Source organism: Streptomyces sp. NPDC001373 (genome assembly GCF_042895815.1).
Taxonomy (GTDB): domain Bacteria; phylum Actinomycetota; class Actinomycetes; order Streptomycetales; family Streptomycetaceae; genus Streptomyces.
In genome coordinates, this window is sequence record NZ_JBIAWQ010000004.1 from 415,011 (window position 1) to 434,277 (window position 19,267).

At 74.6% G+C, this 19,267-nt stretch carries 20 protein-coding genes and 1 pseudogene; 9 read left to right on the forward strand and 12 right to left on the reverse strand.

Annotation, left to right across the window (positions count from 1 at the left end; translation table 11 throughout):
- Positions 1–175 precede the first annotated feature (175 nt).
- The 4 genes from ACFY15_RS12855 to lipB all read right to left on the reverse strand — a co-directional run bounded on the left by ACFY15_RS12855 (position 176) and on the right by lipB (position 3,195).
- Positions 176–868: a DUF4191 domain-containing protein gene (locus ACFY15_RS12855; protein ID WP_390825471.1), complete on the reverse strand. Its 693-nt coding sequence runs from the start codon at positions 866–868 to the stop codon at positions 176–178.
- A 10-nt stretch (positions 869–878) separates the two neighbouring features.
- Positions 879–1,076, reverse strand: coding sequence for a hypothetical protein (locus tag ACFY15_RS12860; protein WP_390685629.1), 198 nt, complete (start codon positions 1,074–1,076; stop codon positions 879–881).
- A 251-nt stretch (positions 1,077–1,327) separates the two neighbouring features.
- Positions 1,328–2,275 (reverse strand): lipoyl synthase, encoded by a 948-nt coding sequence (gene lipA, locus ACFY15_RS12865; RefSeq protein WP_042815806.1) that lies wholly within the window; start codon positions 2,273–2,275, stop codon positions 1,328–1,330.
- Positions 2,276–2,385: 110 nt separating this feature from the next.
- Positions 2,386–3,195: a lipoyl(octanoyl) transferase LipB gene (gene lipB, locus ACFY15_RS12870; RefSeq protein ID WP_390685628.1), complete on the reverse strand. Its 810-nt coding sequence runs from the start codon at positions 3,193–3,195 to the stop codon at positions 2,386–2,388.
- Between the two features lie 292 nt (positions 3,196–3,487).
- Between lipB and ACFY15_RS12875 the strand changes: the two genes are divergently transcribed.
- On the forward strand, positions 3,488–4,927 hold the full coding sequence (locus ACFY15_RS12875; RefSeq protein WP_390685627.1) for a regulator: 1,440 nt from the start codon (positions 3,488–3,490) through the stop codon (positions 4,925–4,927).
- A gap of 40 nt (positions 4,928–4,967) precedes the next feature.
- Here ACFY15_RS12875 and ACFY15_RS12880 read toward each other — a convergent pair whose 3' ends face one another.
- The 3 genes from ACFY15_RS12880 to ACFY15_RS12890 all read right to left on the reverse strand — a co-directional run bounded on the left by ACFY15_RS12880 (position 4,968) and on the right by ACFY15_RS12890 (position 8,112).
- A complete protein-coding gene (locus tag ACFY15_RS12880; RefSeq protein WP_390825472.1) occupies positions 4,968–6,218 on the reverse strand; it encodes an FAD-dependent oxidoreductase in 1,251 nt (416 codons plus the stop codon).
- Between the two features lie 224 nt (positions 6,219–6,442).
- Positions 6,443–7,333 (reverse strand): TIGR01777 family oxidoreductase, encoded by an 891-nt coding sequence (locus tag ACFY15_RS12885; RefSeq protein ID WP_390685625.1) that lies wholly within the window; start codon positions 7,331–7,333, stop codon positions 6,443–6,445.
- A gap of 89 nt (positions 7,334–7,422) precedes the next feature.
- Positions 7,423–8,112 carry a VIT family protein gene (locus ACFY15_RS12890; protein ID WP_390685624.1) on the reverse strand — a complete coding sequence of 230 codons (690 nt, stop codon included), beginning with the start codon at positions 8,110–8,112 and terminating at the stop codon, positions 7,423–7,425.
- A gap of 90 nt (positions 8,113–8,202) precedes the next feature.
- Here ACFY15_RS12890 and ACFY15_RS12895 point away from each other — a divergent pair, with 90 nt between their 5' ends.
- Entirely contained in the window at positions 8,203–9,318 is a 1,116-nt protein-coding gene (locus ACFY15_RS12895; protein ID WP_390685623.1) for a PP2C family protein-serine/threonine phosphatase, read from the forward strand.
- Positions 9,319–9,368: 50 nt separating this feature from the next.
- Positions 9,369–10,274, forward strand: a complete 906-nt coding sequence (locus ACFY15_RS12900; RefSeq protein ID WP_390825473.1) for a nuclease — start codon at positions 9,369–9,371, stop codon at positions 10,272–10,274.
- A gap of 59 nt (positions 10,275–10,333) precedes the next feature.
- Here the strand turns inward: ACFY15_RS12900 and ACFY15_RS12905 are convergent, their stop codons facing one another.
- The gene (locus tag ACFY15_RS12905) at positions 10,334–10,591 is read right to left on the reverse strand and encodes a hypothetical protein (protein WP_390685622.1); all 258 of its coding nucleotides are present in this window, start codon (positions 10,589–10,591) and stop codon (positions 10,334–10,336) included.
- Between the two features lie 107 nt (positions 10,592–10,698).
- Between ACFY15_RS12905 and ACFY15_RS12910 the strand changes: the two genes are divergently transcribed.
- Positions 10,699–11,070: an ArsC/Spx/MgsR family protein gene (locus tag ACFY15_RS12910; RefSeq protein WP_390825474.1), complete on the forward strand. Its 372-nt coding sequence runs from the start codon at positions 10,699–10,701 to the stop codon at positions 11,068–11,070.
- Between the two features lie 13 nt (positions 11,071–11,083).
- On the opposite strand, the gene ACFY15_RS12915 is transcribed toward ACFY15_RS12910, so the two are convergent.
- Positions 11,084–11,920, reverse strand: coding sequence for an alpha/beta fold hydrolase (locus tag ACFY15_RS12915; RefSeq protein ID WP_390825475.1), 837 nt, complete (start codon positions 11,918–11,920; stop codon positions 11,084–11,086).
- Positions 11,921–12,023: 103 nt separating this feature from the next.
- On the opposite strand from ACFY15_RS12915, the gene ACFY15_RS12920 reads away from it, so the two are divergent.
- Together ACFY15_RS12920 and ACFY15_RS12925 are read left to right on the forward strand one after the other, a co-directional pair.
- The gene (locus tag ACFY15_RS12920; protein WP_390825476.1) at positions 12,024–12,464 is read left to right on the forward strand and encodes a MarR family winged helix-turn-helix transcriptional regulator; all 441 of its coding nucleotides are present in this window, start codon (positions 12,024–12,026) and stop codon (positions 12,462–12,464) included.
- A gap of 142 nt (positions 12,465–12,606) precedes the next feature.
- Positions 12,607–13,152: a hypothetical protein gene (locus ACFY15_RS12925; RefSeq protein ID WP_390825477.1), complete on the forward strand. Its 546-nt coding sequence runs from the start codon at positions 12,607–12,609 to the stop codon at positions 13,150–13,152.
- A gap of 36 nt (positions 13,153–13,188) precedes the next feature.
- Here ACFY15_RS12925 and ACFY15_RS12930 read toward each other — a convergent pair whose 3' ends face one another.
- Entirely contained in the window at positions 13,189–14,160 is a 972-nt protein-coding gene (locus ACFY15_RS12930; protein ID WP_390825528.1) for a Gfo/Idh/MocA family protein, read from the reverse strand.
- Between the two features lie 80 nt (positions 14,161–14,240).
- Here ACFY15_RS12930 and ACFY15_RS12935 point away from each other — a divergent pair.
- The 3 genes and pseudogenes from ACFY15_RS12935 to ACFY15_RS12945 form a co-directional block, all read left to right on the forward strand.
- Positions 14,241–14,635 (forward strand): annotated as a pseudogene (locus tag ACFY15_RS12935) (glutamine synthetase); the annotation flags it as partial.
- A gap of 49 nt (positions 14,636–14,684) precedes the next feature.
- Entirely contained in the window at positions 14,685–15,635 is a 951-nt protein-coding gene (locus ACFY15_RS12940) for a DUF6891 domain-containing protein (protein WP_390825478.1), read from the forward strand.
- A 373-nt stretch (positions 15,636–16,008) separates the two neighbouring features.
- On the forward strand, positions 16,009–16,635 hold the full coding sequence (locus tag ACFY15_RS12945; RefSeq protein ID WP_390825479.1) for a winged helix-turn-helix domain-containing protein: 627 nt from the start codon (positions 16,009–16,011) through the stop codon (positions 16,633–16,635).
- A gap of 55 nt (positions 16,636–16,690) precedes the next feature.
- Here the strand turns inward: ACFY15_RS12945 and ACFY15_RS12950 are convergent, their stop codons facing one another.
- Together ACFY15_RS12950 and ACFY15_RS12955 are read right to left on the reverse strand one after the other, a co-directional pair.
- Complete coding sequence (locus ACFY15_RS12950) at positions 16,691–18,151, reverse strand: PepSY-associated TM helix domain-containing protein (RefSeq protein ID WP_390685615.1); 1,461 nt, start codon at positions 18,149–18,151, stop codon at positions 16,691–16,693.
- A 76-nt stretch (positions 18,152–18,227) separates the two neighbouring features.
- Positions 18,228–19,262 carry a hypothetical protein gene (locus ACFY15_RS12955; RefSeq protein WP_390825480.1) on the reverse strand — a complete coding sequence of 345 codons (1,035 nt, stop codon included), beginning with the start codon at positions 19,260–19,262 and terminating at the stop codon, positions 18,228–18,230.
- Positions 19,263–19,267 lie beyond the last annotated feature (5 nt).

The window sequence follows — 19,267 nt, forward strand, 5'->3', positions numbered from 1 at the left end:
CTGGCCCGGACGGCCTGACCGGGCGGCGCCGGCACGCATGCGAAAGGGGAGGGGGGGCCCCCCCCCCCCGGGGGGGCCCCCCCCCCCGGGGGCGGGGGGGGCCCCCCCCCCCGCCCCCCCCCCCCGCGCGGCCGGGGGGGGGGCCCGCTCCTCTTCTGTTCCGTATACGTGCGGGTCAGCGCGGCCGCTGGCCCCGCATGCCGCGGCCGGGGACCGGGCCCTTCGGGATGGGCATGTTGCTCATGAGATCGCCCATGGCCCGGAGCTTGTCGTTGACCTGGGTGATCTGCGGGCCCGACAGGACGCGCGGCAGCTTCAGCAGCGTCGTGCGGACCTTCTTGAGCGGCACCTCGCCCTCGCCGGTGCCCACGATGAAGTCGTGGACCGGGATGTCGGGCATGATCCGGGCCAGCTTCTTCTTCTCGGCCGCGAGCAGGGACTTCACCCGGTTGGGGTTGCCCTCGGCGATCAGGACCACGCCCGCCTTGCCGACGGCCCGGTGGACGATGTCCTGGTTCCGGTTCATCGCGACGGCCGGGGTGGTCGTCCAGCCCCGTCCCACGTTGTCCAGTACGGCCGCGGCAGCGCCCGGCTGCCCCTCCATCTGCCCGAAGGCAGCCCGCTCGGCCCGCCGTCCGAAGACGATCGCCATCGCGAGGAACGCCACCAGGAGGCCCAGGATGCCCAGGTAGGCCGGGTGGCCGATCAGGAAGCCGACCGCAAGGAAGACACCGAAGGTGACGATTCCCACGCCCGCGACGATCAGACCGACCTTGGGGTCGGCCTTGCGCGTCATCTTGTACGTCAGGGCGATCTGCTTCAGTCGCCCGGGGTTCGCAGCAGTCTCTGCGTTTGACTTCCTCGCCATAAGGCGAAGTTTACGTGGCCTGCGGGGTACGGGTGGCCGCGGCCTCGAGTACGTGCTCGGTTTCCACCCGGTCCCTGGCCCTGCGGCGGTCCTCCAGGACGGCCGTCCAGGCGTTGCGCCGGGCACCGCTCATGAGCAGCGATTCGATGCCGCGGAAGGCCTCGGTGAAGGACGGAATGGCGATGGCGCGGACGGGCGCGGCCTGCATGATGTCGGTCCCTACTCTCGGTACTCGCATCGGTGGCGTGTGCGGTGCGTGGATCCAGCGTCACTGACTGGTGTTACCAGGGCATGGCCGGCGGGTCAAACGTGATGAAATATTGACGCGGCCCGCCGGGCTCTCCCAATGAAAGAGCCTAGGGGCCGCGTCATCACGCACTACTGCTTGGTAATTTTTTGTGCCCGACTTCACACGCTGTGTGACCCCATGGATCACCGGCCGTGGTCACCGGCCGCGCGTCAGGCGCCCGCGCGCTTCTCCATCGCCTGGGTGTAGAGGCGGCCCGCCCGGTACGAGGACCGGACCAGCGGGCCGGACATCACGCCGGAGAAGCCGATCTCCTCGGCCTCCTTCGCCAGCTCGACGAACTCGGCCGGCTTCACCCAGCGCTCGACGGGGTGGTGGCGCGGCGAGGGCCGCAGGTACTGGGTGATCGTGATGAGCTCGCAGCCGGCCGCGTGCAGCTCCTTGAGCGCCTCCGAGACCTCCTCGCGCTCCTCGCCCATGCCCAGGATCAGGTTGGACTTGGTGACGAGGCCGTAGGCGCGGGCCTGGCGGATCACGTCGAGCGAGCGCTCGTAGCGGAAGCCCGGGCGGATCCGCTTGAAGATCCGGGGGACGGTCTCGACGTTGTGCGCGAAGACCTCGGGGCGGGAGGCGAAGACCTCCTCCAGCAGCTCCGGGACCGCGTTGAAGTCGGGGGCCAGCAGCTCGACCTTGGTGTGGCCGCCCTCGCGGCCCGCCGTCTGCTGGTGGATCTGGCGCACGGTCTCCGCGTACAGCCAGGCACCGCCGTCGGCCAGGTCGTCGCGGGCGACGCCGGTGATGGTGGCGTAGTTCAGGTCCATCGTGACCACGGACTCGCCGACGCGGCGGGGCTCGTCCCGGTCCAGGGCCTCGGGCTTGCCCGTGTCGATCTGGCAGAAGTCACAGCGCCGGGTGCACTGGTCGCCGCCGATGAGGAACGTGGCCTCGCGGTCTTCCCAGCACTCGTAGATGTTCGGACAGCCGGCTTCCTGGCACACCGTGTGCAGCCCCTCGCCCTTCACGAGGTTCTGCATCTTCGTGTACTCGGGACCCATCTTCGCCCGGGTCTTGATCCACTCGGGCTTGCGCTCGATGGGGGTCTGGCTGTTGCGGACCTCCAGGCGCAGCATCTTGCGTCCGTCGGGTGCGACTGCGGACACGACCGGCTCCCTGTGACTTCGATTCTTCGGCGCCCACCAGGGTACGCCCGTAATTCGTACGCTCTTACGTCCGGCCAACCCGGGGGCCGCAGGACTCATTCCCGCGGTTGTCAGCCCGCGGCCGGCTCCGGCTCCCGCTCGATCTCGCGCGGCTTCAGCTCGGCGTGCTCCAGCACCTCCTTCAGGTGCCGTTCGACCACCGGCAGCACCTCCGCGATGGTGATCTCACGGCCCAGCTCGTACGAGAGCGAGGTCACACCGGCGTCCCGGATCCCGCAGGGGATGATCCGGTCGAACCAGGTGCTGTCCGGGTTCACGTTGAAGGAGAAGCCGTGCATCGTGACGCCCTTGGCGACGCGGATGCCGATCGCGGCGAGCTTGCGGTCCTCGCGGCGCTGGCCGGCGTTGGACGGGGCGTACTCGGGGCCGTTGAGACGGGCGTCGAACTCGTCGTCGCCGATCCGGGGGTCGAAGTCCAGGGAGAGGCCGCCGATCCTGGGGCGCTCCTCCACGGGGTCGCCGAGGACCCAGACGCCGGAGCGGCCCTCGACCCGGGTGGTCTCGACGCCGAACTCGGCCGCGGTGCGGATGAGGGCCTCCTCCAGACGGCGCACGTGGGCGACCACGTCGACCGGCCGGGGCAGCTTCATGATCGGGTAGCCGACCAGCTGGCCCGGGCCGTGCCAGGTGATCTTGCCGCCTCGGTCCACGTCGATGACGGGGGTGCCGTCGAGCGGGCGCTCGCTGGGGTCGGTACGCCGCCCGGCGGTGTAGACCGGCTCGTGCTCCACCATCAGGCAGGTGTCGTCGATCTCGTCGGCGAAGCGGGCCGCGTGGACGCGCCGCTGCTCGTCCCAGGCCTCGGTGTACTCGACGGATTCCGGCCCGAAGCCCAGATGGACAAACCGAAGCTCAGTCACCGCAGCGCCTCCTCGTTGAACCTGCTGTGTGCACGTATCCGCACCGGTCCAAGAGTACGGCGGCCCGTGCGCGCCCCCTCAGGCCCCCGGTCCGGGCCCCCGGGGGCCGGCGGACCACGGCGGCGCCGCCCGGGGAGAGGAAGGGGAACGGTCCGTAAAGAGCCCTACCCATTCTGCACACGATCGGATGAATGTGGGGCAGAGAGGGCGGCACAGCCGGAGTTGGCCGCTACATTCACGCCGTTCACAGGGCCGGGACCCCGGTCCGTCACGTACGGGAACCGTGGAGCCGATGACGGAACGACCTGCCCAGCGCGTCCCCAACCGGCAGCTCGCGGCGCTGATCGCGGAAGCCGGGTTCTCCAACGCCGGGCTCGCCCGCCGCGTCGACCAGCTGGGGCTGGAGCACGGGCTGGATCTGCGGTACGACAAGACCTCCGTGACCCGGTGGCTGCGCGGCCAGCAGCCCCGCGGCACCACCCCCGCGCTGATCGCGGAGGTCTTCACCCGGCGCCTCGGGCGCAGACTCTCGGCGCAGGACCTGGGCCTGGACGCGTGCGCGCCCGTGTACGCGGGGCTGGAGTTCGCCGCCACCCCCGAGGAGGCCGTGGACATCGCGAGCGGGCTGTGGCGCAAGGACTCCGGCTCGCACGCCGAGCTCCGCAAGATCGCCTTCACCCCGGCCGGACTGGTGGTGCCCAGCCGGGACTGGCTGATCGGGCGGGCCGACGAGCGGGTCGGGCGCGGCGCGGACCCCTCCGCGCACCGGGTCCCCGCGCAGGGCCGCACCACGGTGCCCCGGCAGCGGCAGGTCGACCGCGGACCCGGGCAGCGGGTCACCGGCGGGGACATCGCGGCGCTGCGGTCGGTGAGCGAGCTGTTCCGGACCCTGGACCACACCTACGGCGGCGGGCACGCCCGCCAGGCGCTGGTGCGCTACCTGGAGCACGAGGCCGAGCCGATGCTCCGCGGCACCTACGGGGAGACCACCGGACGCCGGCTGTTCTCGGCCGCCGCCGACCTGACCCGGCTCGCGGGCTGGACCTCGTACGACATCGCCGCGCACGGGCTGGCCCAGCGGTACTTCGTCCAGGCCCTGCGGCTGGCACAGGCCGCCGGGGACCGGCCGTACGGGTCGTACGTGCTGGTGACGATGAGCCGCCAGGCGGTCTACCTCGGCCACGGCCGGGAGGCGGTGCAGCTGGCCCGGGTCGCCCAGCAGGGCGTGGGCTCGGGCCCGCCGCCGGTGGTGCAGTCGCTGCTGCACGCGGCCGAGGCGCGGGGGCACGCGGTGCTGGGCGAGGTCCGGGCGGCGACGGCCTCGCTGGTGCGGGCCGAGCGGGCGCTGGGCGCGGCCCGGCCGGGGGACGACGTACCGCACTGGGCGCGGGCCTTCGACGAGGCGCAGCTGGCGGACGAGTTCGGGCACTGCCACCGCGACCTCCAGCAGTACCGGGCCTCCGCCCAGCACGCGGAGCGCTCGCTCCAGCTGCGCTCACCGGGGTACGCGCGCTCGCGGCTGTTCTGCCGGGTGGTGCTGGCGACGGCCCGGCTGGGGCTGGGCGAGCTGGACCAGGCGTGCGCGCTGGGGGCGGAGGCGGCGCAGCAGGCGAGCGAGATGCGGTCGGTGCGGGCGGTGGAGTACGTGCGCGACTTCGAGCGCCGGCTGGAGCCGTACCGGGACGCCTCGGCGGTCCGGACGTACCGGGACCGGGTCGCGGCGCTGTCCTGATCCGGCCGGGGCCCGTGGGTCCGGGCCCCGGCCGGGGTGGTCAGGCGGCTGCCGGCAGGACCGGCTCCGGGTGGCTCTGGAGGGGGATGCCGAAGTCGCGGAGGAGGGCCGTGGCGGCGCGGCGGGCGGAGTGCAGGGCGCCCTGGACGGTGTTGGAGTCGCGGTGGTCGCCGCAGACGTAGAGCCCGGCCAGGACGCGGACGGGCCGCTGCCGGTCGTGCGGCGGGGGCATGGCCGGGACGGCCTCGGGGGTGTGGTGGACGGCCAGGAGCTCCCAGTCGCGGGTCGGGGTGTCGTAGAGCCGGGCGAGGCGGGCGGCGACCGTGCGGGCGGGCGGCGGGGGGCCGTGCACGGTGGTGGTGACCAGGCTGCGTCCGATGGGGGCCCGGGTGGGGTCGACCGCGCTCATCACGGTGGTGTGGGCGACGGGCCACTTGGGGTCGGCGTCCAGGAGCAGCGATCCGTCCCAGGGCAGGGCTTCGGGGGTCGCGTGGTGGATGACGGTGACCTCGTGGAAGGCGGGTACCCGCAGTCCAGGGAGCAGTTCGGCGGCGGCGCGGGCGCCGGTGGCCAGCAGGACGGAGCGACAGCCGAAGTCGCCCTGCTCCTCCGTGGTGACCAGGTTGGTCGCCACCGACCGCACCCGGATGCCGGTCCGTACGGTGCCGGGCGGCAGGGCCGCGGCGAGGAGGTCGGGCAGGGCCGCCGCACCTCCCTCGGGGACGGCGAGCCGGCCGCGGGCGAAGGTGCGCAGCGCGAGGTCGGCGACGCGGCTGGAGGTGGTGAGGTCCGGGTCGCGCAGCAGGGCGCAGAGCAGGGGCCGCAGGATCCCGTTGACGGTGCGCGGCGGCAGGCCTCGGGAGCCGAGGGCGGCGTGGGCGGTGCGTTCGGGCCGGGCGAGGAGCCGGTCCGGAGGCAGCGCGGCGAGCCGGGCGAGGGCCGCGCTGAGCCGGGCCTGGTCGAGGGAACCGCTGGCCAGGGCGCGGGCGGGGGTGAGGGCCCCGGCCCGCTGCCGCCGGCCGTCGGCGCCGTGCACCAGGACCCCGGGGGCGAAGGGGCGCAGGGTCAGGCCCGCGAGGCCCGGGGTGCGGGCGGGTTCGGTGTACGCGGTGTTGAGGAGCTGGCCGACCCGGTCGAGGCGGAAGCCGTCGGCCGAGGCGGTGGCCATGCGGCCGCCGGGGTCGTCGGCGGTCTCCAGGACGGTGACGCTGACCCCGGCGGCGATCAGGTGGTGCGCTGCCGCGAGTCCTGAGACTCCGGCTCCTACGATGACGACGTCGCTGCTGAGCACGTGCCCCTCCCCGAGGTCGGCGCGGCGGCTGTGTGGGGATCGTTCTTCCCCCAACGGACTCCGGGAGAACCCGAGTCCGGCGCGGTATTGCGCACAACTCCGGTCGCACGACGGTCGCATGCGGGTCACAACCGGTCGCACATGGACGTCGGATGCGCCCGGACCAGCGCCTCGGCCCCACGGTCCCGTCCGGCGGCCGGACGGGACGACGGCCGGACCAACGGCTAGACCAGCGCGGCCCGGAGTGCCTCCTCGATGCCGGGGTCGGCGAAGGCGAATCCGGCCTCCAACAGCCGTGCCGGCCTGACCCGCTGACTGCCCAGCACGTCCTGGGAGAGCTCCCCGAGCGCGGCACGGAGCACGGGCGCCGGGACCGTGCACAGGGTCGGGCGGTGCAGTACGCGGCCCATGGCGGCGGTGACCTCACGGTTGGTCAGCGGCTCGGGGGCGGTGAGGTTGAACGGCCCGGACAGGCCGGGGGTCTCGATCAGGAAGCGCAGGGCGGCGACCTCGTCCCGCAGCGAGATGTACGACCAGTACTGCCGCCCGTTGCCGAGTCGGCCGCCGAGCCCGGCCCGGAAGACGGGGAACAGCCGCCCCCAGGCCCCGCCCTCGGCGGAGACCACCAGCCCGGTCCGGGCGAACACGGTCCGGATCCCGGCGTCCCGCGCGGGGGCGGCGGCGGCCTCCCAGGCGACGCAGACGGAGGGCAGGAACCCGGTGCCGGCGGGAGCCGACTCGTCGACGGCCCTCGCCCCCGTGTCGCCGTAGTACCCGACGGCCGACCCGCACACGAGCACGCCGGGCGGGGTGTCCATGGCGGCCACCGCCCGGGAGAGGGCCGCGGTCCCGAGCACCCGGCTGTCGCGGATCTCCCTCTTGTACGCGTCCGTCCACCGGTGGTCCCCGACCCCCGCCCCCGCGAGGTGCACGACGGCGTCACAGTCGCGCAGCCCGACGGGGTCGACGTAGCCGCTCCCGGGATCCCACCGCGCCTCGTCCGGTGCGGCGGGCGCGCGCCGGACGAAGCGGACGGTGTCGTGGCCGTCGGCTTGGAGGGAGCGGACGAGGGCCTTGCCGATGAGTCCGGAGGCTCCGGTGATGGCGATGCGCATGGGGGCAGTCTGCCCCTCCCGACGCGTCGCCCACGCGAACCGGCGGCCCCGGCGGGCCCGCCGGCGTCGCACCGCCGCCGGGGACCCGGTCAGCCGCCGCCGAGCCAGGTGCCCGCCGCGTAGGTGACCGCCATCGCCAGGCCGCCGCCCAGCACGTTGCGCAGGACCGCGCGCTGCACCGGAGCCCCGCCCAGCCGCGCGCTCACCAGCCCGCACAGCGTCAGCGCCCCCAGCACCGCCACCACCGTCACCGGGACCCGGGCCGAGGCCTCCGGCAGGACGATGGCCAGCAGCGGAAGCATCGCCCCCACCGTGAAGGCGACCAGGCTGGCGAACGCCGCGTGCCACGGGTTCGCCAGCTCGTCCGGCTCGATCCCCAGCTCCACCCGCGCGTGCGCCCTCAGCGCGTCCCGCTCGGTCAGCTGCTCGGCGGCCTCCCGGGCCACCTCCCGGCTCAGCCCCCGGTCGGCCAGCAGCTCCGTCAGCTCGGCCAGCTCCGCCTCCGGGTCCTGCGCCAGCTCCTGCCGTTCCAGGTCGAGCGCCGCCCGCTCGGAGTCCCGCTGCGAGCTGACCGACACGTACTCCCCCACCGCCATCGACAGGGAGCCCGCCAGCAGCCCGGCCACCCCGGCGGTGAGGATCTCCGTGCGCGAGGTGGTCGCGCCGGCCACGCCGACCACCAGGCCGGCCGTGGAGATGATCCCGTCGTTGGCGCCGAGCACCCCGGCCCGCAGCCAGTTCAGCCGGGTGCTGATCGCCGCGCTCTGCGTCTGCGTCACGGCACCACTCTCACGGCCCCCGCCCGCTGTGGCCAGCCCGCCGGGGCCACCCGGCGTGCGCCGCCCGGTGCCCCGTACCAGGGTGGAGGGGTGAGACGACGGGCGAGAGGCGAACAGGACGAGCCCGGCGGGCTGCACGGGGCACCGCCGCCCCGCTGGGCCCGGATCGCGCCCGTGGCCGCGCTGGCGGCGCTCTGCGCCGCCCAGTGGACCACCGCCACCGCCGAGCTCGGCTACTTCCTGGCGGCCCTGCCCGCCGTGGCCGCCTTCGCCTACGGGGCCGTCGGTACCGCCGCCTTCGCCGTCGTGGTGCTGTTCCTGCTCGGCGTCCCCCAGCTCGGCGTCGGGCACGCGCGCGGCACCGACCTGGCCACCGTGGCCACCGTCGGCCTGCTCAGCGTGATCATCGCCCTGGTGCGGCGGCGCCGGGACGCCCAGCTGGTCAGCGTCCGGACCGTCGCCGAGGCCGCCCAGCTCGCGGTGCTGCCGCCGGTCCCCGCCCGGGTGGGCGGGGTGAACTGCTCGGGGCTGTACCGGGCGGCCCAGCGGGGCACCCTGGTCGGCGGCGACCTGTACGACGTACGGGCCGGGCCGTACGGGGTCCGGGCGGTGGTCGGGGACGTCCAGGGACACGGGCTGGCGGCCGTCGGCACGGTGGCCTCGCTGCTCGGCGCCTTCCGGGAGGCGGTGCTGGACGACGCGGGGCTGGCGGCGGTCGCGGTCCGGCTGGACCGGCGGCTGACGGCCGACGCGGCGGCGGACCCGGTGGCCCACCCGGAACTGTTCGCGACGGCCGTGCTGCTGGAGTTCCCGCCCGGGCTGGACCTCGTACGGGTCGTGTCGTGCGGGCACCCCCCGGTCCTGCTGCTGAGGGACCTCGCGGTCTCGGAGGTGCTCGCGGAGCCCGGCCCGCCGCTGGGCCTGGGCCTGTCCGGGCCCGCCCTGCCCGAGGTCGCCGAACTGCCGCTGCTGCCCGGCGACCGGCTGCTCGCGCACACGGACGGGGTGACGGAGGCGCGCGACGCGGCCGGCTGCTTCTACCCGCTGGCCACCCGGGTCCCGGTCCTGGCGGGCCATCCCGAGGGCCTGGTTCCGGCGCTGTGGCAGGACCTCGCGGCCTTCAGCGGGGGCGGCCCGCGCGACGACGTGGCCCTGTTGTTGCTGTCGCCCGATCGGCGGTTGTCCGGCGATGCGGGGCACCACTAGGTTCCGGGGCCATGCACTGAGCGTCCTCGCGCCGACCCGTAGGAGCCGCCATGTCCATGCCGATGCTGGTGATCAGGGGAACCTTCCGGGCGAAAGGCCTCAAGCCCGACGGCGACACCGTCAACTTCACGCCCGACAACGTGGCCGACTGGAAGCTCGTGCCCGGGGCCAGACCCGTCGTACCGAGAGGGGACGGCAGCGCCTCGATCCGGCTGGAGGGCATCGACGCCCTGGAGACCCACTACGGGGACGAGAGCTCGCCGTCGGGCGTGCAGCACCAACCCCTGCCCCTGGCACACGCGGCCGGGGAAGGGCTCCTGAAGGCGATCGGCTTCACCGGCTTCGACCGGGACGACCAGGACCAGGAAAAGATCAGCAGCACCACCCCCGAGGCCGTGGACGGCTACATCCTCACCCGCGGCGCCGACATCTACGGTCGGTGCGTCGCCCTGGTCGGCCACAGGTTCCAGCCGGCCCCCAACGGCTACGCGGTCGAGGTCGACGAGCGGATGCTGAAGAACACCGCCAACTACCTGCTGCTCAAGGCCGGCCTGGTCTACCCGACCTGCTACAGCGAGTTCCCCGAGCTCCTGCGCGCCTCCCTCACCGCCGCCGCCGCGGCCGCGGCAGCGGCGCCGGAGCCGGGCAGGAGCGTCTGGGAAAAGGACGTGACCACCACCGGCGTGAAGGTCACCGGACTGCAGTCCCTCACGGCCGACGACGGGGCGGTGATCCTGCCGAAGCTCTTCCGCCGACTGAAGGACTACCTGGACCTCAACCCCTCGAACCCCTCCCTGTCCTGCTTCCGCGCCTATCTGGCGGGGGCGGCGGACGACCAGTTCTACCTCCAGGGGAAGCCCGAGGTCTTCAGCGGCATGCACCACGTCGTCGAGGTCGACGGCGACACCGTGCGGATGACCCACGGGCCGCAGGAGATCGTCTTCGTGGAGAAGTGAACGGGACAACGGCCGGCCGCCGCCGGCTGCGGCCGGCCGGCCGTCGGAGCTCCCGTGCCTCAGCCGGCGTTCGCGACGATGAAGGCGCGGACCATCCGGCAGGTGAGGTTGGAGGGCCGGTGGATCCCCACCCGGACGGCCATCGTCCGTATCTTGCGGTTGGTGGCGCGCTTGGCGTCGTACGTCCCCGTGTCGAGCAGGGAGATCGCCAGCCGCATGGCCTTCAGACGGCGGTTGTGGTTCTCGTACCACTCGCGGGGCAGCCCCGCGGGCAGCGGCTTCTTCTTCGGCGTCACCAAGCTCGCGGCAGCGGCCATCCACAGCCTCCCAAACGGTAGTTGGCTTCCTGTCGTTCTCCCTCGATTTTACCGGGGGGCACTGACAAAAGCCCTGGCCGGACAGGGATCTGGCTAGGGTTGCGGGCATGGAGATCTGGATCAACCCCGCCTGTTCGAAGTGCCGCAGCGCGCTGACCCTGCTGGACGCGGAGGGCGCCGAGTACACCGTGCGCCGCTACCTGGAGGACGTCCCCTCCGAGGCCGAGATCCGCGAGGTGCTGGGCCGCCTCGGCCTGGAGCCGTGGGACATCACGCGCACCTCCGACGCCCTGGCGAAGGAGACCGGCGTACGGGACCTCCCGCGCGAGGCGACGGACGCGGCCCGCGCCCGCTGGATCGCCCACCTGGCGGCGCACCCGAAGCTGATCCAGCGCCCGATCATCACCGCCGAGGACGGCACCGCGGTCGTGGCCCGCTCGGAGGAAGCGGTCCGCGAGGCCCTGTCCCGCACGGGATGACCGGCCGCTGCCGTCAGGTCGCGAGGAGGCGGGCGATCCCGTCGGCCGCCGCCAACGGCAGCGCGTGGTGCGAGACCCCGCGCATCGTGCGGATCCCCGCCCCGGGCAGCACGGCGCGCGCGACGGCCGCCGTCCGGGCGGAGTCGTGGCAGCGGGCGCGTTCGGCGAAGAGGACGTCGAGCGGGATCCCGGCGATCCCCGCCAGGTCCGGACGGGGGCCGGTGACGGGCTTGGCGGCCGGGAAGGCGGCAGTCTCCTCCTGGAGGCGCAGCCAGGCCGGGTCGAGGGCGGCCCCGCCGGTCTCCCAGGCGAGGAAGGACCGGATCCGCCCCGGGGTGGGCCGCACCAGCATCGGCAGCGCCCGCAGGACGTAGCCGGGGCGCAGCCCGGCGAACACCCGGGTGGGGTCGAGCAGCACCAGGCGGTCGAGCCGCCGGCGCGGAGAGGGGCGGGCCGCGCAGTGGGCGGCGATCCACGCCCCGTAGGAGTGGCCGACGAGGGTGACACGGCCCTCGGGGGGCAGCCCCTCCAGCAGCGCGTCGAGCCAGCCCGCCAGGTCGTCCGGAGTCCGCACCGGCCGCCCGGCCTCCGGAACGCTCAGCCCCGGCTCCCCCACCAGGTCCACGGCGTGCACCCGCCGCTCCCGGGCGATCCCGGCCCCGACGCAGGCACCCCACACGGTGGAGGTGGCCCCGCCGCCCGGCAGCAGCACCAGCGGCGGCGCCCCGACGGGACCGCAGCTGTTCACGCGGGTCACCCCGTAGGGCGTGGGGACCTCGACGGCCTCGACGGGCACGGGCCAGCGGCCGAGCACCTCGTCGTAGGCGGCACGGAAGGACGTCCGGACCATTTCCCGCTCCGTTCCTCGGTCGCCGGATCACCGGATCACCGGATCACCGAATACCTCGCTGGGCGATAATCTCGCTCAGCGAGAGATCTTAGGAGGAGGCCGCGTGGACGACAACAACCTGGAACTGGTGCACCTGCTGCGGGCGGCGACCGTCGCATTCGGCCTGCGCCAGGCGGAGTTCGCAGCCGCCAACGGAATGCACCCGACGGACGTACGGGCCCTGATCCGCCTCCTGGACGCCTCCCGCGCCGCCGAACCGGCCACGGCGGGGCTCCTGGGCGCCCACCTGGGCCTCAACTCGGCGGGCACGACCGCGGTGATCGACCGCCTGGAACGCCTCGGCCACGTCACCCGGACCCGCGACCCCGAGGACCGCCGCCGCGTCCTGCTGTCCGTCACCCCGGAAGCGGTGGCCCTGGGCCGGGACTTCTTCGGCCCGGCGATCGGGACACTGCTGGAGACCCTGGACGCCCTCACACCGGCGGAACGCGAGGCGGTGCGCACCTTCCTGACGACGGCACTGGCCGTGTTCGGCGGGGGGTGACGGGGCGGGGCCGACGGGGGCGACCGACCGAGCGGTCCCCGTCCGCTCTTCACATCGCCCCCACCTCATCACCCCGTAGGGTGGACCCGACACCAAAGGGACAAAAAGCAACAAAAGACACTTCCGCGCGAGGATCCCCACCGTGACCGACCACCACCCCCAGCAGCCCCACGACGCCACACCCGCCTCCGCCACACCCCTCCCCCCGCCCCGCCGCGGGGCCGACTGGATGTTCGGTGGGGTGTACGGAACCGTGCTGGCCAGTGGGCTGCTGGCCGCGCTCGATCAGCAGGGCGAGGAGTACACCCCCCTCTACGACGCCAGCTGGGTCCTCGTCACCGCCGCCGCGGCCGGGCTCGCGCACGGGTACTCGCACCACATGGCCAGCCACCGGGACGGCTCGGCGGCGCACCGGTGGCGGCTGCTGGTGCGGGCGCTGTGGAACGAGTGGCCGATGATCGCGGCCACCCTGCCCACCGTGCTCCTGCTGGTCCTCGCCGGGGTCGCGCACTGGGAGCCGTACGGGGTGACGGCCGTCGGGCTCGGTCTGAACACCGCACTGCTCTTCGCCTGGGGTTCCCTGGTGGCGGTCCGGGTCGGCTACCGGCTCACGACGGCGCTGCTGACCGGTCTGGCCGACGGCACGATCGGCCTGGCCATCATCGTCGCCAACGCCCTCATCAAGTAGCCGGCCGCCGCGTCGGGCGGCGGCGGCCGGCCCCTCTCAGGCGACGGGTGCGGAGACCGGGGCCCCGCTCAGCTGCGCCTCCGCCTCCGCCAGGATCTCCGTCAGCCGGGCCCCGAACTCCGCCCCGCGCGGATCCGGTACGCCCGTGCGGGCGGCGGTGAGGACGGCGTCCAGGGCGCGCCCGTACGCACCGGGCACGTCGCTCCAGTCGGGCAGCCTGAAGACGCCCTCGGCCCCGCGCAGCTCCAGGCCCACCCCGGCCGCCGCGCGCGGCGCGCCCAGGCTGAGGACGGCCGTGCTGGCCGCCCCGGAGGTGTGCCGCAGGGCGAGCTGCACCAGGTCGGACGGGCCCCGGCTGGCGGTGACCGCGGTGACCTCGCCGAGGATCGGGATCAGGACGGACAGGGCGTGCGGGCCGACGTCCCACAGCCCGCCCTTGGCCTTGCGCCAGGGCGAGTCGGCATAGGCGCTGGGCTCGCCGGCGCCGGCGGGCGGGAAGACGGCGCCGAGCCAGTGGGCGGAGGCGGTGAACCAGCCGCCGCGCCGGGCCTGTTCGAGGACCCACCCGGCGGTGGGTTCGGCGAAGCGGAGCGTCAGGAAGACCACGGAGGCGACCCCGTGCGCGGCGGCGGCGTCGGCCACGGCGCGGGCGTCCGCGACGGTCGTGGCGACGGGCTTGTCGAGCAGCAGGTGGCAGCCGGCCGCGGCGGCGCGTACGGCGAGGGGTGCCTGGATGTCCGGCGGCAGGGCGAAGGCCACCACGTCACAGTCCGCGAAGAGCGCGTCGGGGTCTTCGTACACCTTCACACCGTGCGCGCCCGCCAGCTCGGCCGCGGCTTCGGGCCGGCGGCCCCATACGCCGGTGAAGTCGGAGCCGGCGTGGGCGGCGAGGGCGGGGGCGTGGGTGCGGCGGGCCCAGGGGCCGGTGCCCAGCAGGCCGACGCGGGGACGGCGGTGGCCGGGGGCCCGCTCGGGGCCCTCACCGGAAGAGTTCAAATCGTACGAAATGCTCACCTGCCCAGTCTGCCCCACCCGGACGGGTGTGCGGCGGTCGACCCGCACAAGCCGCCCGGCCTGCGGCGCAAACCCCGCCGGAGGTCTCCGACCAGCTGTGGACCGCGCGCCGGCTGCCGTACCGCACGGCCGAGGACTTCAACGTGTCGGCGACGCTGAACCCGAAGCCCGTCAAGGGCGACGGGATCGGCGAGGGGCGCACACCGGCTTCTCCGCGAAGGCGATGTGCGAGGACTACCGCGCCGGTATCGACGGGCGTCTGACGGGTCTGCACGAGACGTCCCCCTGGAACGAGTTCGGCTACGGGGTGTGGGACCGGGGCGCATCGGTCCGCATCCCGTGGCAGGTGGAGAAGGACGGCAAGGGCTGCATCGAGGACCGCCGCCCGAACGCGAACGTGGACCCTTACGCGGTGACCCGCCTGATCGTGGACACCTGCTGCACCGGCCTGGAGCGGGACGGCCTGGTCCGACCCGGGCCGCGGCGGCGATGTCAGTGCCGCCTGCCACCCTGTGGGCATGAACCCCGTCACCACGCGGCCGGCTCCCGTCCGGCCGACCATCCGCGTCCGCACCGAGCCCGGCGAGTCCCGCGACCTGTACGGCCCCGAGGCGCGCGCCGCGCTGTCCGCGCTGGTGGCGCGGCTCGGCGGGGCCGGGGACCGCTTCCTCGTCGTGGACCGGATCCCGGACGAGCCCGACGTCTTCGTCCAGGTCTGGCACGAGACCGGCGGGGACTACGAGCTGGAGTACCGCGCGGGCGCCCCGGACCGGCATTTCCAGTCCCGGGTGGCGACGGCCGCGGAGGTGGCGGAGGCGATGTGCCGCTGGGCCGGCCGGGAGGAGGGCTGGGAGCGGGGGCCGGCCTGGGAGCGGATGGAGTTCCCCGTGGAGGAGGTGGAACCGCTCGACCCGGAGGTGGAGGAGGAGCTGGCCGGGGCCGTGCGGGGGTGGCTGCGCTGCGGCTACGAAGGCCGGGCGGAGCTCGCCGAGAACGCCGAGGAGTACCTGGTCGACGGCGACGAGCGGCCGGTGTCCCGGGCCCAGGCCGCGCAGTTGGTCGACCGGCTGTGGCGGGAGCGTGTCGCCGAGCAGGCCGGCTGGACGGACGAGACCGACCCGGAGCGGCTGGCCCGGGCCTTCGGCGCGCTCGACGCGGCCGGGATCACCGCGCGGGAGAACTTCACCTGCTGCCGCAGCTGCGGCCTCGCGGAGATATGGGCCGCCGGCGCGGAGGACGCGCGGGGGTTCGTCTTCTTCCACTCGCAGGGCACCGAGGGCGTGGCCGGGGGCGGGGACCTCCACCTGCTGTACGGGGGCTTCGAGCCCGACGAGGCGCTGACCGCGTCCGTGGGGCGTGAGGTGGTGGCGGCACTGGACGGCGCGGGACTGGCCTGGGAGTGGAACGGATCCGCCCACGATGCGATACGGGTGACCGGACTGGACTGGCGGAAGCGGCTTTCCTCTTGACGGTTTGTCGGGATTGTTGCGGCCCGACGAAGACCTGGCGACGGAATATGAGATGCCGATCCATGGAGTGAGACGAAGCCTGCCTCGGGCCCGTTGTTTCTGCTTCAATGGCGCCCATGGCCGGCCACTCGTACACCCCGACAGGTCGCATCGACCTGGAGCCGTTCTGGCCGTCCCGTCAGGACCACGATTTCGACCGGGTGTGTCGCCGCGCCGAGAACGCGTCGGCCCTCTAAAGCCTTCCGGGACCTCTCACCAGACCTGCCCGGGGCCTTCGGTCTGCGCGGTACGCAACGACTACGTGCATGCGCACACGTGCCCATGCACACGTACGTCTTCTGCCGACCACTCCGCGTGAAAGAGCTGACCACTCATGGCGAACACCCGCTCCCTCGCTTCCGCCGCCTCCGCCTCGACCACCGCTCCCCCGCCCTTCCCGCCCGTACGCCACCGGCTGCGGGCCGTGGAGCGGGACGAGGTGGCCCGGGTGGTGGGCCTGCTCCCGCCGGGCGCCACCTGGCTGCCCGCGCCGCAGCACGCCGTGCCCGCGCTGCCCGGCCGGCCGCCGATGGTCGGCTACCTGGTCCTCGTACCGGCCGACCAGCAGCCGATCACCTTCGTCCCGCAGTCCGTTCCCGTACCGGCGCACGGAGCCGGACCGGGAGCCGGGTCCGCCGCGCCGGACCAGCCTGCGGCCCCGTCCTCGACGACGGCCGGAGACGCCCTCGTGCGGATCGACACCGCGCGGCGCACCGCGGAGGTCGACGGCGAGCCGATGGACCTCACCTACCTGGAGTTCGAACTCCTCGCCCATCTGGTGGCCCACCCGCACCGGGTGCACAGCCGGGACCAGCTGGTGACGACGGTGTGGGGCTACGGCCACGTCGGCGACGGCCGGACGGTCGACGTCCACATCGCCCGCCTGCGCCGCAAACTGGGCGCGGCGCACCGCGGCGCGATCCAGACCGTCCGCCGCGTGGGGTACAAGTACACGCCGTGACCGGGGCGGCGGCGGGCCCGTGCGCACCGGAGTGCGCACGGGCCCGCCGTCCTCGCTAGGCGGCCCGGGCCGCCCGCCTGCGGGCGACGAGACCGAGGGCCGCGTCCACCACGAGGAACGCCAGCAGGCTGAGCCCCAGCAGCGGGACGAACCATCCGACCAGAGCGGTCGCGCAGGCGAACGGCAGCAGCACGGTCACCGGCAGCCTGCGCCAGGCCCCGCGCGGCTGGGCACGGCCGACCGAGAGGGTGCGCTCCTTGGTGGGCCGGCGCATCCACCACATCCGGTAGCCCCACACGATCAGGAACATCACCGCGACGGCGAGCGCGGCCAGCGCGATCTGGTTGGCGATCCCGAAGGTCAGGCCCATGTGCAGGTCGATCCCGAACCGGGTCAGCTTGGCGAGCAGCGGGTAGTCGGCGAAGCGGAGCTCGTCCATGATCCGGCCGTCGGCGGGGTCGACGGCGACCGCGTCCAGGTGCACCGGCAGGGTCTTGTCGGCCTCCTTGACCACGTAGCCCTTGCCCTGGGCGGGCAGGGTGACGCGCAGGCTCTCGGTGACCCCGGCGGCCCGGGCGGCGGCGACGGCCTGGTCGATGCCTATGTCGGTGGTGGGCATCGGCATGGACATCTCCGTGCCGTCGGGCATGACGTGCCCGGCGTGCTCGTCACCGCCGTCGGCGGCCCCGGCGCCCGGCTTCAGCGTGGCGACGACGGAGGGGGTGGCCCCGCCGAGCCGGTCCTGGAGCTGCCCGATGTTCTCACCGGCGTACCTCGACCAGGTCAGGCCGGTCGCGGAGAGGCCGACGAGGCCGACGGCGGCCCAGAGGCCGATGCTGCCGTGCCAGGAGAGGGTCTTGCGGCGGCCGGTGGCCTCGCGGTCGGGTACGACGAGGGCGGCCCTGCGGGTGCGGCGGCGGCCGATCCACAGGGCGAGGCCGCCCAGGGCGACCACCCAGAGCCAGCTGGCGGCGAGTTCGCTGTAGTTCCGGCCGAACTCCCCGAGCTGAAGGCCGGCGTGGAACTCGCTCAGCCAGGCCCGCAGGGGCAGCGCGTCACCGCTGGTGGTGAGCTGCCCGCGGACCTCGGCGCTGTAGGGGTCGACGAAGACGGTGCGGGTCTCGCCCTCCGCCAGGGCCGGGTCCTCCATGATCACCCGGGTGGTGGCGTCGGCCTCGGGCGCGGGCCACACGCCGACGACCTTGCCCTGGGGCTCGGCGGACTTCGCGGCCTTCACCTGGGTGCTGAGCGGGACGGCGGCCTCGCCGACGCGGTCGACGGTCAGTTCGTGGGAGTAGAGGATCCGTTCGGCCTGCCAGGATCCGGCGTACAGCAGGCCGGTGGCGGCGGCGAGGAAGAGGACCGGGGCGATGAGCAGCCCGGCGTAGAAGTGCAGGCGCAGGAGCAGCGGCCGCAGGGCGGCCCAGCCGCCGGGGCGGCCGGCGCCGGTGTTCTGGGGCGCGGGTCCGGAGTCGGCGTCCCGCGTGGGGGCGTCCGTGAGGTCGTCAAGGGACATGTCGGTCCTGGGTTCGGCGGAACAGGGGGATCGGCCCCCGGTCCCGCCGCGCCCTCACCGAAGGAGGGTGCGCCGGTCAGACGGCGCGGGCGGGAAGCGGCCGGGGGGCCGTGGTGCGGGTGCTCCACCGGTGGGGCGGGCCGCGGCGGACGGCCGTGTGGGCGTGCACGGCTCCGCGCAGGCGGCGCGGCCGCTCGTACGAGGGGCGCTGCGCGGGCGGGCCCGGTACGGGGGCCGTCCGGGTGCGGAGCAGCGCGAGGACGCGGGCCAGCGGCCGGGCGGCCAGCAGGGCGGTGGCCCCGAGGGCCCCGGCCAGCCGGAACACGGCGGCCTCGCCCCAGGCGAGCCAGACGGCGCAGAACAGGCCGGCGAGCAGGTGCGCGGCGACCATCCCGAGGCCACCGTGCCCGGGCGTGCCGAGCAGGTCGGCGAGAACTCCGCCCATGCCGTCGGGCATCGCGGACATCGATCCCGTCCCGGAGTCGGCCATCCCGGTCGCCGAGCCCAGCCCGTCGGCCAGGCCGGAGGCGTGCGTCATGCCCGTGCCGGCGGCGTCGGCCACCGTGGCCGGGTCGGACATCGCGGCGGTGTGCGCCGCTCCGGCCGGGTCGTGCAGCCCTGCGGCGCGGGCCGCCCGGGCGCCGTCCGCCAGCCCGGAGGCGTGGACCGTCCCGCCGGCGGCGTGAATGGCCCCGGCGGGGTCGGAACGCAGGGCGCCCGACCCTGCGGCGTGCGCCGCCCCGGCCGTCCCGGCGGCGGCTCCGCCGGGGTTCGCCCCCGACGGGCCGGCGCCCATGGCCATACCCGGCACCGGGTGGTGACCCGCCATCGGGGCGGAACCGTGCCCGTGGCCCTGGCCGGCGGAGAACGCGAGGTGCAGCCCCGCCTGCACCGCCAGCAGGGCCGTCATGATGCCCAGCGGGCCGCGGCGGCGGCCGGCGGCCGTCCAGGCGAGGGCGGCCGTCACCGCGAAGGCCCCCAGGAGCGGGCCCGGGGGGATGTCGCTGCCCGACATGTGCGCGTGCCCCACGGCGGCCAGCGCCACGCACACCGCCGCGAACATCGCGGCGCGCAGGGCCCGCATCGGCACGCGGGGGCGGGGTTCAGACATGTCCC